Consider the following 12,190-nt stretch of genomic DNA (forward strand, 5'->3'; position numbering starts at 1 on the left):
GCGCGTCTTCCCTATGAGCCCGCGCACTCCGTCGCGTGACGCGTCGAGTAGTTCAGACGACACCTGTCGTGTCAATCGACTGGCGTCGAATCTGGGGGCGTGGCAAAACGGAAGCGACGAGGAGAACGAACTTGGCGAAGGCGGCGGTGGAACGGACGGGAGGCCTGCGCGAGGCTCAGCGCCAGCTGACCCGCGAGCGGCTGATCGACGCGGCCGTCGCCCTGTTCGGCCGGCGCGGCTTCCGGGCCGTGACCATCGAGCAGATCGCCGCCGAGGCCGGCGCCAACCGCGCCACCTTCTACCTGCATTTCCGCAACAAGGAGGACGTGGCCAACGCCATCGGCGACCGGCTGGTCCCCAACATCCAGGCCACCTTCGCGGCGCTCGACGCCATCCCGGATCCAAGCCTGGAGGACGTCCGCGCCTGGCTGGCCCAGGGCATGGCCGAGCAGACCGACGAGCGCCGCAACCTGCTGGCGGTGGCCACCGAGGCCAATGTCGCCGACCCCGACCTGGCCGACGACTATCTGCGCTTCATCAACCTGTTCATCGACGCCATGCCCAACTACCTGGCGCGGTTCTCCGACGCCGAGCGGCCGGCGGCGCGCACGCGGATGCTGATGCAGCTCGTGCAGTTCGAGCGGCTGTCCTACGTGATGGTGGTGCAGCGCGCCTCGGCTCCACTGGAGCCGCTGCTGGACGCTTTGGCGGAAAGCTGGTGGCGTTTGCTGCGGGGGAAATAGACCCCCCAACCTAACCACCGCTCATCCCGGCGAATGCCGGGACCCAGATCCCATGGCGGTGTGGATGATTGGAAGGGCTCAGCGCTCCTGGAGTCAGCCTCAAGTCATTCCATCTGGGTCCCGGCATTCGCCGGGATGAGCGGATTTTTCGGGGTTAGGCTTTCCCCGGCACGTCCACCACGGCCGCCGGATCGACCGCCCGCTTGTAGCCCCAGTCGGTCTTGACGGTCGCCCCGTCCTTGGCCGCCGACTCCAGGATCGCCTGCATCAGGCGCATGTCCTGCAGCCCCTCCTCGCCCGGCGAGACCATCGGCGCCTTGCCGCGCACCACGTCGGCCATCCAGTCCATTTCGCGGGCGAACTGGTCGCTGGGCGGGGCGGGGATCGGCGGCTGGGCCTGGCCGCCCTTGATCACGGTCAGGCGGTTGCCGCCGTAGAAGGCCGCCGGATCGGCGTCCAGCCGGCCCTGTTCGCAGATCACCTCGAAGGCCATGGTGGGAGCGTAGGCGAACGAGGTCGAGCCGTTGGCGATCACGCCCGAGGGGAAGCGGAACTGCCAGTTGATCAGGTCCTCGGTCTCCTTGAACCGGGGATCGGCGCGGTCGGTCTGGGCCCAGGCCTGAACGGCGATCGGCTCCTCGTTCAGCAGATAGCGGGCGGCGCTGACGCCATAGACGCCCATGTCGCCCAGGGCCCCGCCACCGGACATCTTGCCGTCCAGCCGCCAGACGTCGGACGGATCGGAGAGATCGGCCTGCCGCCCCATGGTGGTGTTGATCTGCCGCACCTTGCCCATCGACTTGGCGCGCAGACGGCGCATGACGTCCAGGTTCTGCGGCTCGTAGTGGCAGCGATAGGCGATCATCAGGTGGCGCTTGGCGGCCTTGGCGGCGGCGATCATCGCCTCGGCGTCGGCGGTGGTCGTCGCCATCGGCTTCTCGCACAGCACGTGCTTGCCCGCCTTGAAGGCCTTGATCGTGTGCTCGGCGTGCAGCGAATTGGGCAGCACGATGTAGACGACATCGATGCGCGGATCCTTGGCGATGCGGTCGTAGTCGTCATAGCCGTACACCGCGTCGGCGGGCAGGCCGTTCTCGGCGGCGACACGGCGGGCCTTTTCGGGATGGCCGCTGACCACGGCGGCCAGCTTGGCCCCCTTGGCGACCTTCAGGCCGGGAATCAGCTGGCCCAGGCTCAGCTTGCCCAGGCCGACGATGGCGAAACCGATCTTGTCGTTGTCGGCCATGGCGGCCCCCTGTGAATTGGCGCCCTGTGAACTGGCGATCGTCGGAGCGAGCGCCGCCGAAGCGCCGGCGGCGCCCAGCAGGCTGCGGCGGGAAATGCGATTGGGCATGACGGCCTCCTTCTGTTTCTAGCGAACCTTGCCGGCCGCGTTTTCCAGCACGACGTCGGACAGCACCGCCGTGTCCAGGGTGACGGGCAGGTGCGAGACGAAGCCGACGCCCACATAGAACGGCCCGTCCAGATGCAGCGGCAACGGCGCGCCGTACTGGTGCATCGGCTCGCCGCGCTCGCTGACCCACAGGGTGAAGTCGTCGCCCGATTTCTGGATGCCGATGCGTTTGGCGTGCAGGGTCACCAGGCTGTCGGGACTGGTGCCGCCGGGCAGGCCGCCGCGGCTGCCGATCCGGTATTCCATGTCATCGATCCGCGCGCCCTTGGCCGGCCGGCGGGCGATATGGATCATGCCCGCGCCGTGCAGGGCGACCAGAGCCTCGGGGGAGTCGTCGTCCAGGGTCTGGCGGATGACCAGAACCGCCTTGCGGTCGCCGTAGCCCTGGGCGTCGGGATAGGCGATGTCCGCGGCCAGCGAGACGTCGCCCGACATCTTCTTCCAGAGGAAGCGGAACTCGTCGCGCGTGTACCAGACGTTATAGCCGGCCGAGCTGATGGTGTAGGCGCCCTCCTTGAAGCTGGCCGCGCCGGGGACGAGGGCCGAACCGACATCGGCCTGCCCCTCGAACACCCCGATCGGCGTGGCGATCACCGTGGTGGGACGATGGAAGTCCGCCGGCGGCGGGACCTGCTTGTGGGTCGGGCTGTCGGGATAGGCCCAGTCCGGCGCCGTCGGCGGGGTCTGAGCCTGGGCGATGCTGGACAGGACGCAGGCGGCGGTCACGAGCAGGGCGCGGAGCTTGAACACGGGCGGCCTCGTGGAAGGGGCTTCGAAGCGGTGGTCGTGGGCTACTTTTCCGGATCGGCGGCGGTGAACGGCGAGCAGCAGGGCTTGCCGACGGCGTGGAACTCCATGATCTCGGCCCGCGTCCCGTCGGGGTCGAACAGGTTCAGCTGCCACTTGGCGTCACGCCCGATCTTCGGCGTCTCCTTCTGGCCTTTCAGGCGGTCGCCGTTCCACAGCAGGGTGTAGGCGACGCGGGTGTCGGGCACGCCCAGCGAGAAGTGGTCCAGCACCCCGGCCGTGGCCTGGCTCATGCCGGGCGGCGGACCCCGGCCCTCGGGCGGGGCGACGATCATGTATTCCAGCCAGTCCGAGCCGTCCGGGACCTGCAGCGAGACCCAGGACGGGGAGTCGTCCTTCATGCCGCCGAACCAGTAGGGCCGAAAGCCCAGGATCTGGCGGTAGAAGGCGTCCTGCTTGGCGCGGTCGTGGATGATGAAGCCGACATGGATGATGCGGCTGGACAGCGGATTGACCGCGACGGCGGGCAGGGTCGCCGGCGGCTGGACGAACTGAACCCTCACACCCTCGGGGTCGACCACGTCGAACCAGCGGCCGCCGTCGGCGCCGGTCTCGACCTTGGCGGGCACGGCCACGCCCTTGGCGGCCAGATAGGCGCGCAGGGCTTCCGCGTCGGCGGTGTTGAAGGCGGCATGGTCCAGCCGGTCGACCCTCGGCGCGCCGGGGGGCAAGGGCAGCACCTCGACGAACTGGGTCGGGCTGAAATAGTAGCGCGCGCCCTTGGGGTTCTCGGGATCTGCCCCTTTCACCGCGCCCAGGTCATGGACGTAGAAGGCCTCGCTCTTGGCGGGATCGGCGGCGTGGACCGCCAGGTGCGAGACCGAGACGATCGGCGGTCGGGCTTGTGGAGGGGGCGGCGTCGCGGCGCGGGCGGCGCCGCAGACAGCCAGGATCGTCAAGGCGTAGGCCAGTGGCCGCATGACCGCTTCGCTCCCGTGATCCTTCGTTCTCGAGACGGACGAAGGTGTTCGGGTGCAGGATAGCGCGGAATGGTAGCGTTACCAGGACAATGTTCAGCGACGTTGGTCGGGCTTGAACGCAAACAGCGCCCGTGCCGAGGGGGGAGGGCACGGACGCTGCGCTTTAAGGACGCTGGGGCCGGCTGGGGGGAAAGCCGGGTTGTCCGCGTCGAATAAGAGATTGGGATCCGAACCAGGCTTCGCAACGGCGCGACCAAGGTCATTTCGCGGCGGGTTCGTTTCAGGCGGGCGACCTTGTGTCGGCGGCTCCTGGATGGCCCCCGAACCGCGCCCGATAGGCCTGGGGCGTCGTCGCCAGCGACTTCCTGAAATGGTGCCGCAAGGCCGGCGCGCCGAAGCCGACGGCTTGGGCGATCTGCTCGACGCCGGCCGGGGTGGTCTCCAGCAGGTCGCGGGCCCGGGCCAGGCGCTCGGCCAGCAGCCAGCGGGCCGGGGTGACGCCGGTGGCGGCCTCGAAGCGGCGCAGGAAGGTGCGAGGGCTCATGCCCGCCGCGTCGGCCAGCGCCTTGACCGTGTGCTCGCGGGACAGGTCGGCGCGCATTCGGTCCAGAATCGGCGACAGGCGCGAGGCCTCGTGGGCGGTCGGCACGGGCCGCTGTATGAACTGGGCCTGGCCGCCGTCGCGGTGCGGCGGGATCACCAGCCGCCGGGCCACGGTGTTGGCCGCCTCGGGTCCGAAGTCGCGGCGCACCAGGTGCAGGCCCAGGTCCAGCCCCGCGGCGCTGCCGGCCGAGGTCATCACGTCGCCCTCGTCGACATAGAGCACGTCGGGCTGCACCTCGATGTCGGGGTAAAGGGCGCGCAGCGTGTCGACATAGCGCCAGTGGGTGGTGGCCCGCCGCCCGGCCAGCAGGCCCGCCGCCGCCAGCACGAAAACGCCCGAGCAGATCGACATCACCCGCGCGCCGTTGGCGTGGGCGGCTCGCAGGGCCTCGATCAAGGGTCGGGGCACGGGGCTGTCGGCGCCGCGCCAGCCGGGGGCGATGATGGTGCCGGCCTGCTCGACCAGCTCCAGCCCGCCGTCGGCGACCACCTGCACCCCGCCCAGGCCGCGCAGGGGGCCCGGCTCGACCGCCGCCGCGGCGAAGGCGTACCAGTCCGGCCCCATCTCGGGCCGGGGCAGGCCGAACAGCTCGACCGCCACCCCGAACTCGAAGGTGCACAGGCCGTCATAGGCCAGGGCGACGACGCGTCTGTTGGCGGGTCCGGAGCGAGCGGGCGCGTTTGGCATGATCTTTACGGTCATTGTCGATCGTGCCAGCTAACGCCAGGCCGCCGCCTGGGGCAAGTCTTCCTCGCCAACAGAGGAGGCCGACATGAGCTTTGTTTCCGCCATTCCCGCCGCGCCGTCGCCGGAAGCCGCCGCGCACTTTGCCCGCCGCCTGGCCCTGGAGACCGACTGCGCCGACGTCGCCGCGTCGATGAGGGCCGGCGAACAGGACTTCGTCCTGCTGCATGTGGTCGGCTCGCCCCAGGCCTATGCCCGCCGCCACGTGCCCGGCGCCCTGCACCTCCGCCACGCCGAGATCGACGCCGAGCGCATGGCCGAATGGCCGGACGACACCCTGTTCGTGGTCTATTGCGCCGGCCCGCACTGCAACGGCGCCGACCGCGCGGCGCTGAAGCTGGCGACGCTGGGCCGCCCCGTGAAGCTGATGATCGGCGGGGTGACGGGCTGGGAGGACGAGGGCCTGCCGTTCGCGACGGGGGAAGAGCCGGGGGTGTTGGCCGCTTAAAAAGATCCGCTCATCCCGGCGAATGCCGGGACCCAGATCCCAAAGCTAAGAGGCTGATTGGAAGAGCTCAGCGCTTTTGGCGTCAACCTCGCCGCCATTCCATCTGGGTCCCGGCATTCGCCGGGATGAGCGGGATCAAAGGTCTAAGCCCGCTCGCCCAGCGTCTTCAGCATGCCCAGCCGCGCCAGCTCGTCGGCGCGTTCGTTGTGCACGTGTCCGGCGTGGCCCTTGACCCAGCGCCAGTCGACCTCGTGCCGGGCCCGGGCGGCGTCCAGGCGCTGCCACAGGTCGACGTTCTTGACCGGGCTCTTGTCGGCGGTCTTCCAGCCCTTGGCCTTCCAGCCATGGATCCACTGGGTGACGCCCTTCATCACGTACTGGCTGTCGGTGTGCAGCTCGGCCTTGGTCGGCTTGTTCAGCGCTTCCAGGGCCTGGATGGCGGCCATCAGCTCCATGCGGTTGTTGGTGGTCGCCAGCTCGCCGCCGCAGATTTCCTTCTTCTTGTCGCCGAACATCAGAAGCGCGCCCCAGCCGCCGGGGCCGGGATTCCCGCGGCAGGCGCCGTCGGTGTAGATCACCAGCCTGGGGGTCACGCGCCGGCTCCGAACAGGCTGAGGCCCTCGCGGTGCACGGCCAGCTTGCGTTCGTACTCCAGCGGGTCCTTCGGCTTGACCAGGGCCCCGGCCGGGGTCGCGCCCCAGTCGGCCAGGCGGGTCAGGAAGAAGCGCATGGCCGCGCCGCGCGCCAGGATCGGGATGGCGTCGCGCTCGGCCGGGCTCAGCGGCCGGCGGCGCTCGTAGCCGGCGATCAGGGCCCGGGCGGCGGTGATGTTGAAGCTGCCGTCGGGCTCGAAGCACCAGGCGTTCAGGGTCACGGCGATGTCGTAGGCGTAGGCGTCGTCGCAGGCGAAATAGAAGTCGATCGTCGCGGCGAACTTGCCGTCCGGCTTGAAGAACACGTTGTCGGGGAAATAGTCGGCGTGGATCACCCCCGACGGCAGGCCGCGCGGCCAGGCCAGGGCCAGCGCGGCCAGGTCCTTGTCGATGGTCGCGGCCAGGCCCGGCTTCAGCCCGTCGGCGGCCTTGCGGTGCTTGGCGAACAGCGGCGCCCAGTGCGGCTGGCCCAGGTCGTTGGCGCGGCGGGCCGGATAGCCCTCGCCGGCCAGGTGCAGCCAGGCCAGGCCCTCGCCCGCCTCGCGGCAGTGGGCGACGGTGGGCCGGCGGGCCGACAGGCCGGGCAGGAACTCGACCAGGGCGGCGGGCTTGCCGCGAATGGTCTTCAGGGTCGCGCCCGAGCGGTCGGCGATCGGCTTGGCGCTGGGATAGCCGCGATCGGCCAGCCAGGTCAGCAGGTCGAGGAAATAGGGCAGGTCCTCTGGCTTGGCGCGCCGCTCGTAGACCGTGAGGATGAACCGGCCGGTGGTGGTCTCCAGCAGGAAGTTGGAGTTCTCCACCCCTTCGGCGATGCCCTTGAACGCCACGGCCTGTCCTAGGTCGTAGTCGCCCAGGAAGGCGGCGAGTTCGTCGTCGGTGATGTCGGTGTAGACGGCCATGGCGCGGGGATGCGGGAGGCGAAGCTGGCGGTCAAGAGCGAGCGGCCGTGCTTTTCGTCGAGCGGACCTGAGAAAACCTGGGTTGGGACCCTTGGTCCGAGGGGAACGGGGGCTAAGCCGTCAGCAGCCGCGGCAGCTTGAAGGTCACGGTCTCGCGGGCCTCGATCAGTTCCTCGACGGTCACGTCGTAGCGGGCGGCCATGGCGTCGATCACGCCCTGGACCAGATCCTCGGGGGCCGAGGCGCCGGCGGTCAGGCCGACGGCGTTCACGCCTTCGAACCACGACCAGTCGATGCCGCGGGCGTCGTCGATCAGCTTGGCGTCCTTGGCGCCGGCCCGCTTGCCGACCTCCATCAGCCGCACCGAGTTGGACGAGTTCTTCGAGCCGACCACGAGGATCAATTCCGACGCGCCGGCCAGCAGCTTCACCGCCTCCTGGCGGTTGGTGGTGGCGTAGCAGATGTCTTCCTTGTGCGGCGCGGCGATGCCCGGAAAGCGCTGCTTGAGCAGGTCGACCATCTCGGCGGTGTCGTCGACCGACAGGGTGGTCTGGGTCAGGAAGGCGACGTTGGCCGGGTTCTTGGGAACCCAGGCGCGGGCGTCGTCGATGTCCTCGATCAGGGTGACGGTCCCCTCGGGCAACTGGCCCATGGTGCCGACGACCTCGGGATGGCCGGCGTGGCCGATCAGCACGATCTCGCGACCGGCGTCGAAATGCTTCTGGGCCTCGACATGGACCTTGGAGACCAGCGGGCAGGTGGCGTCCAGATAGACCATCTCGCGCGACTTGGCCGCCGCGGGCACCGACTTGGGCACGCCGTGGGCCGAGAACACCACGGGACGATCGGCAGGCGCCTCATCCAGCTCCTCGATGAACACCGCGCCCAAGGCCTTCAGACGGTCCACGACATGGCGATTGTGGACGATCTCGTGGCGCACATAGACCGGCGCGCCGAACTTCTCGATGGTCCGCTCGACGATCTGGATCGCCCGGTCGACGCCGGCGCAGAAGCCGCGCGGACTGGCCAGGACCACGCGGAGTTCGCGGCGGCCGGGACTGGAGATGGGCGAATGGGCGTTCATGACGCCGAACCTAAGGGTTCCGGCCCGTCCGCGCCAGCGTCCGCCGGAAAAGTCGGCTGCATCCGCTTGAAATCTGCTGCACATTGCGACGTCACGCATATGCCTTTATCAGGCTCCATGACGCTGGTGGGAATTCCCGCTCAAGCTTTCCAATCTCGGACCGGACGTTTCATGCGCCGCACTTTTCCCGTCGCCCTCAGTGCTCTGATGGCCCTCTCGATCGCCGCCACGGCGACGACCGTTCACGCCCAGCAGGGGGGACGGCCCGGCGGCCAGGGCGGCGAAGAGGACCAGGCCGCCAAGAAGAAGAAGCGCGACAGCGAGTGGAACCAGCCCAAGGCGCCCCTGGCCCAGCTGCGCAACGCCGGCCCGTGCCCCTATGTGAAGGTGCTGTACGACGCCAGCCGCTATGTCGAGTTCAAGGACGGCAAGGAATCCGCCGCCCAGACCGCCTATACCGGCGAGATCCAGGGCCTGAGCTCGGGCTGCGCCTATAAGAGCAACGACCCGATCAAGATGCGGGTCGAGATGCTGTTCGAAATGGGTCGCGGCCCGCAGGCCGTCGGCAACCAGAAGACCTACCGCTATTGGGTCGCGGTGACCGAGCGCAACAAGGACGTCCTGGCCAAGGAATATTTCGATCTGCCGGTGACCTTTCCGCAAGGTCGCGATCGCGTCTACGTGAACCAGAGCCTGAACACGATCACCATCCCGCGCGCCGACGAAAAGGTCAGCGGCAGTAATTTCGAGGTCTTGATCGGCTTCGACGTGACCCCGGAAATGGCCGCCTTCAATCGTGACGGCAAGCGCTTCCGCGTCAACGCCGGCCAGACGCAGCAAGCCCAGACCCAACCCGGAAACGTCGCCAAGCCATGAGTGATTTGAAGCGGTCCCTGAGCGAGGCGGCCGCGGCCGCCTTCCAGGCCGCCGGACTGTCCCCCGACTTCGGTCGCGTCACCGCGTCCGACCGGCCCGACCTGGCCGACTTCCAATGCAACGGGGCCCTGGCGGCCGCCAAGAGCGCCAAGCGCAATCCGCGCGAGATCGCCGTACAGGTCGTCGACATCCTGAAGACCGATCCGCGCCTGGCCTCGGTCGAGATCGCCGGCGTCGGTTTCATCAACATGCGCGTCAGCAGCGACGCCCTGTCGACCCGCGCCAACGAGATCGCGACCGATCCGCGCGCCGGGGCCGAACTCCTGGCCGCGCCGCGTCGCGTGCTGGTCGACTATGCCGGCCCCAACGTCGCCAAGCCGATGCACGTGGGCCACCTGCGCGCCTCGATCATCGGCGAGTCGGTCAAGCGCCTGTACCGCTTCCGCGGCGACGACGTGGTGGGCGACGCCCACTTCGGCGACTGGGGCTTCCAGATGGGGCTGCTGATCAGCGCCATCATGGAGGAGGACGCCTTCATCCGCGCCCTGCTCGAGCGCCTGGTCGAGGCCCCGCGCGGCTTCTCGGCCGCCGACGAGGCCAATCTCATGTCTGAGTTCGCCCAGCGCGTGACGCTGGAGGACCTGGACCGCCTCTATCCGGCCGCCTCGCAGCGCCAGAAGGAAGACCTCGAGTTCAAGGAAAAGGCCCGCAAGGCCACCGCCGAGCTGCAGAACGGCCGCTTCGGCTACCGCCTGCTGTGGCGCCACTTCGTCAACATCAGCCGCGTGGCGCTGGAACGCGAGTTCCACGCCCTGGGCGTCGACTTCGACCTCTGGAAGGGCGAGAGCGACGTGCAGGACCTGATCGCTCCGATGGTCCGCCAGCTCGAGGTCAAGGGCCTGCTGGTCGACGACCAGGGCGCCCGGATCGTCCGCGTGGCCCGGCCCGGTGAGACCAAGAAGAAGAAGCTGGAAGACGGCACGGTGGTCGTGGTCGAGAGCCCCGATCCGCTTCTGGTCGTCTCGTCGGAAGGCTCGGCCATGTACGGCACGACCGACCTGGCCACGATCCTGGACCGCCGCAAGACGTTCGACCCGCACCTGATCCTCTATTGCGTGGACCAGCGCCAGGCCGACCATTTCGAGCAGGTGTTCCGCGCCTCGTACCTGGCCGGTTACGCCGAGCCGGGCGGGCTGGAGCACATCGGCTTCGGCACCATGAACGGGTCCGACGGCAAGCCGTTCAAGACTCGCGCGGGCGGCGTCCTGAAGCTGCACGACCTGATCGAGATGGCCCGCGAGAAGGCCCGCGAGCGCCTGCATGAAGCCGGCCTCGGCGCCGAGCTTTCGGAAGAGGCCTTCGAGGACATCGCCCACAAGGTCGGCGTCGCGGCCCTGAAGTTCGCCGACCTGCAGAACTTCCGCGGCACCTCTTACGTCTTCGACCTCGACCGCTTCACCAGCTTCGAGGGCAAGACCGGGCCGTACCTGCTGTACCAGTCGGTGCGCATCAAGAGCATCCTGCGCAAGGCGACCGAGCAGAAGGTCGTCTCGGGCCCGATCGTCGTCGGCGAGCCGGCCGAGCGCGACCTGACCTTGTTGCTGGACGCGTTCGAGGGCGCTCTGAGCGAGGCCTACGACAAGAAGGCCCCCAACTTCATCGCCGAGCACGCCTACAAGCTGGCCCAGACCTTCTCGAAGTTCTACGCCGCCTGTCCGATCCTGAGCGCCGACGAGCCGGCCGTCCGGGCCTCGCGCCTGGCCCTGGCCGAGACGACGCTCCGGCAGCTGGAGCTGGCCCTGAACCTGCTGGGCATCGAGGCGCCGGAACGGATGTAGGCCGTCAGGGGCGCTCAAGATCCTTGAGCGTCGCCAGCAGGCCTTCGACCCCGCCGGTCTCCAGATACTGCTGGGCCACCAGCACCAGGCGCAGCTGTTTGGCCAACAGCGCGAGCTGACGATGCTGGTTCTCGGTGTGCTTCTGGGCGGTCTCGGCCTCCAGGGCGTCAGCCTCGGCCAGCAGTTTGCGCACCTCCGCCAGGGTCTTCTCGTTCTGGACGCCGGCCCGCTTCAGATATTCCTTGAGACTGCGCAGCCCCTCGGCGGCGATGGCGTGGGCCTCGTCGCGGACCGTGGCCTGGGTTTGCGGATCGGCGATGGCGTCCAGCACCCGGCCTAGGGCTCCGTTGAGCTTGCCCATCAACCCGGTGCGAGCTTCGCCCTCCAACGAAAGCAGGCCGCGCGCGTCGATCAGCGACGGCAGGTTCGCGCCGTCCGAAACCAAAGCCGTGCGCCGCGCTTCGACGAACACCTTGATGATGAACCGTGACGCGGCGATCGCCTGGTTGGATTTCAAGACAGTGGCCGCCATCACGACGCCATGCTCGGTGAACGCGTAGGGTCTGTACCGGCGTCCGCCATGCGACGAACTTGAGATCGCATTTTGCGATCTCAAGTTTGAAAACTCCTCGGCGGACAGCTGAAATGCGAAGCCGTCGAACCGCCGTGAGTTTCGGCGGGTCTGTTCGTTCAGGCGGCCCGTTTCCACGCCGAAAAGCCGACCAAGATCTGCGTCGAGAATGACCGGGAGACCACGCGCCGCAAACACCTGCGGGGCCGGCTCAGCTTCGAAATCAAACGTCGATGGCTGTTGGTCGGTCATGCCCGCTCTTTGAGATCGCAAATTGCGACTTCAAACTGACTTGATCGTCGCTAGGTTGCAAATGGCGAATGAGGTCGCTCAAGCCCCGCCTCTCCAGTTGACTCCGCCCGCCCCCTCGCCCAAACACGCCTCGACCCTCGCGGGAGACGTCGGGATTCTGGTCCCGAGGCCGAAGGCGCAACCGCCCCGGAAACGCTCAGGCAAAAGGACCGCGCGGGTTTAGGAACGCTGGAAAGAGGCAGGTTTCCCGGGATGGGAGAGCTGCCCGCCGAAGGAGCAAGGCCCGTCTCTTCCCATTTGGAAGGGGGCCGGAATCTCTCAGGTCAAAGGGACAGCG

The 12,190-nt window shown here is 68.4% G+C and carries 12 protein-coding genes and 1 riboswitch; of the genes, 4 read left to right on the forward strand and 8 right to left on the reverse strand.

Annotated elements, in window-relative coordinates; genetic code table 11:
- Window positions 1–131 precede the first annotated feature (131 nt).
- Window positions 132–743: a TetR/AcrR family transcriptional regulator gene (locus ASD38_RS03805; protein WP_056435682.1), complete on the forward strand. Its 612-nt coding sequence runs from the start codon at window positions 132–134 to the stop codon at window positions 741–743.
- Between the two features lie 154 nt (window positions 744–897).
- Here the strand turns inward: ASD38_RS03805 and ASD38_RS03810 are convergent, their stop codons facing one another.
- The 4 genes from ASD38_RS03810 to ftrA form a co-directional block, all read right to left on the reverse strand.
- Window positions 898–2,097, reverse strand: a complete 1,200-nt coding sequence (locus tag ASD38_RS03810) for a Gfo/Idh/MocA family protein (RefSeq protein WP_056457703.1) — start codon at window positions 2,095–2,097, stop codon at window positions 898–900.
- Window positions 2,098–2,115: 18 nt separating this feature from the next.
- Complete coding sequence (locus ASD38_RS24260; protein WP_056457706.1) at window positions 2,116–2,907, reverse strand: hypothetical protein; 792 nt, start codon at window positions 2,905–2,907, stop codon at window positions 2,116–2,118.
- A gap of 41 nt (window positions 2,908–2,948) precedes the next feature.
- Entirely contained in the window at window positions 2,949–3,884 is a 936-nt protein-coding gene (locus ASD38_RS03820; protein WP_056457708.1) for a VOC family protein, read from the reverse strand.
- A 280-nt stretch (window positions 3,885–4,164) separates the two neighbouring features.
- Complete coding sequence (ftrA, locus tag ASD38_RS03825) at window positions 4,165–5,175, reverse strand: transcriptional regulator FtrA (protein WP_200945990.1); 1,011 nt, start codon at window positions 5,173–5,175, stop codon at window positions 4,165–4,167.
- Between the two features lie 85 nt (window positions 5,176–5,260).
- On the opposite strand from ftrA, the gene ASD38_RS03830 reads away from it, so the two are divergent.
- Window positions 5,261–5,680 (forward strand): rhodanese-like domain-containing protein, encoded by a 420-nt coding sequence (locus ASD38_RS03830; protein ID WP_056457714.1) that lies wholly within the window; start codon window positions 5,261–5,263, stop codon window positions 5,678–5,680.
- Window positions 5,681–5,823: 143 nt separating this feature from the next.
- Here ASD38_RS03830 and rnhA read toward each other — a convergent pair whose 3' ends face one another.
- The 3 genes from rnhA to ispH all read right to left on the reverse strand — a co-directional run bounded on the left by rnhA (window position 5,824) and on the right by ispH (window position 8,316).
- Window positions 5,824–6,273, reverse strand: a complete 450-nt coding sequence (gene rnhA, locus ASD38_RS03835; RefSeq protein ID WP_056435663.1) for a ribonuclease HI — start codon at window positions 6,271–6,273, stop codon at window positions 5,824–5,826.
- Window positions 6,270–7,232 (reverse strand): homoserine kinase, encoded by a 963-nt coding sequence (gene thrB / locus ASD38_RS03840; protein WP_056435660.1) that lies wholly within the window; start codon window positions 7,230–7,232, stop codon window positions 6,270–6,272. The genes rnhA and thrB overlap by 4 nt, the downstream gene beginning before the upstream one ends.
- 112 nt (window positions 7,233–7,344) lie before the next feature.
- Window positions 7,345–8,316: a 4-hydroxy-3-methylbut-2-enyl diphosphate reductase gene (ispH, locus tag ASD38_RS03845; RefSeq protein ID WP_056435657.1), complete on the reverse strand. Its 972-nt coding sequence runs from the start codon at window positions 8,314–8,316 to the stop codon at window positions 7,345–7,347.
- 171 nt (window positions 8,317–8,487) lie between these two features.
- Here ispH and ASD38_RS23705 point away from each other — a divergent pair, with 171 nt between their 5' ends.
- Complete coding sequence (locus tag ASD38_RS23705; protein ID WP_056435654.1) at window positions 8,488–9,192, forward strand: hypothetical protein; 705 nt, start codon at window positions 8,488–8,490, stop codon at window positions 9,190–9,192.
- A complete protein-coding gene (locus ASD38_RS03855) occupies window positions 9,189–11,030 on the forward strand; it encodes an arginine--tRNA ligase (RefSeq protein ID WP_056457717.1) in 1,842 nt (613 codons plus the stop codon). Before ASD38_RS23705 ends, ASD38_RS03855 begins: the two co-directional genes overlap by 4 nt.
- 4 nt (window positions 11,031–11,034) lie before the next feature.
- On the opposite strand, the gene ASD38_RS03860 is transcribed toward ASD38_RS03855, so the two are convergent.
- Window positions 11,035–11,853: an ORF6N domain-containing protein gene (locus tag ASD38_RS03860; protein WP_056435647.1), complete on the reverse strand. Its 819-nt coding sequence runs from the start codon at window positions 11,851–11,853 to the stop codon at window positions 11,035–11,037.
- 130 nt (window positions 11,854–11,983) lie between these two features.
- Window positions 11,984–12,075: riboswitch (glycine riboswitch) on the forward strand.
- The last annotated feature ends 115 nt before the right edge of the window (window positions 12,076–12,190 follow it).

Source organism: Caulobacter sp. Root487D2Y, from assembly GCF_001427165.1.
Lineage (GTDB): Bacteria > Pseudomonadota > Alphaproteobacteria > Caulobacterales > Caulobacteraceae > Caulobacter.

What these genes read in the sequence shown, in the direction of transcription:
- ASD38_RS23705 (WP_056435654.1), top strand. Translation starts at nt 8,488, where the DNA reads ATGCGCCGCACTTTTCCCGTCGCCCTCAGTGCTCTGATGGCCCTCTCG.
- ASD38_RS03855 (WP_056457717.1), top strand. Translation starts at nt 9,189, where the DNA reads ATGAGTGATTTGAAGCGGTCCCTGAGCGAGGCGGCCGCGGCCGCCTTC.
- ASD38_RS03830 (WP_056457714.1), top strand. Translation starts at nt 5,261, where the DNA reads ATGAGCTTTGTTTCCGCCATTCCCGCCGCGCCGTCGCCGGAAGCCGCC.
- ASD38_RS03860 (WP_056435647.1), bottom strand. Translation starts at nt 11,853, where the DNA reads ATGACCGACCAACAGCCATCGACGTTTGATTTCGAAGCTGAGCCGGCC.
- ftrA (WP_200945990.1), bottom strand. Translation starts at nt 5,175, where the DNA reads ATGCCAAACGCGCCCGCTCGCTCCGGACCCGCCAACAGACGCGTCGTC.
- thrB (WP_056435660.1), bottom strand. Translation starts at nt 7,232, where the DNA reads ATGGCCGTCTACACCGACATCACCGACGACGAACTCGCCGCCTTCCTG.
- ASD38_RS03810 (WP_056457703.1), bottom strand. Translation starts at nt 2,097, where the DNA reads ATGCCCAATCGCATTTCCCGCCGCAGCCTGCTGGGCGCCGCCGGCGCT.
- ispH (WP_056435657.1), bottom strand. Translation starts at nt 8,316, where the DNA reads ATGAACGCCCATTCGCCCATCTCCAGTCCCGGCCGCCGCGAACTCCGC.
- ASD38_RS03820 (WP_056457708.1), bottom strand. Translation starts at nt 3,884, where the DNA reads ATGCGGCCACTGGCCTACGCCTTGACGATCCTGGCTGTCTGCGGCGCC.